Annotated in this window: 1 protein-coding gene; it reads right to left on the bottom strand. The window is 42.6% G+C overall.

Going from position 1 to position 385, the window contains the following annotated elements; all coding sequences use genetic code 11:
• Positions 1–175: 175 nt before the first annotated feature.
• On the bottom strand, positions 176–385 hold a 210-nt coding region (locus tag BB427_RS23700; RefSeq protein WP_139119013.1), incomplete at its 5' end, for a hypothetical protein.

Genomic DNA, 385 nt, shown 5'->3' with positions numbered 1-385 from the left:
AGAAATATAGGTCCAGAATAAGTAGCTGAACGAAACTCTTCTTTTTTACACGTTTATGAGTCTAAAATTTGAATGGCAGAAGAAAGAGTAAAATACATTTTGCTCTTGTTGCTGCAGTTTTAGCGGTAAAATATTTTCTTCGTGTATTTTCGAATTTGTCTTGGATCTGTTTCTTTTACATATGCCTGGTGTTGCCGAAGTTCTGACCACTCTGTGTGGCTCCCTTGTTGGTGCCGTACTGGAGGTTAATGATGCCTTCGCTGGCTCTCAGTTGTTCCTCAGTGAACTGGCGTTTATTTTCCTCAGATGGTTTAGGTCCCAAGGATGGGCCATTGTATTCTGGATGGGTGTAGCACGCTCTTCCGAGGGCCATAAGACACTGGGT

Origin of the sequence: Pseudoalteromonas sp. BMB (genome assembly GCF_001709235.1) — a bacterium.
GTDB classification, from domain to species: domain Bacteria; phylum Pseudomonadota; class Gammaproteobacteria; order Enterobacterales; family Alteromonadaceae; genus Pseudoalteromonas; species Pseudoalteromonas maricaloris.
This window is presented reverse-complemented; position numbering and strand designations above follow the sequence as displayed.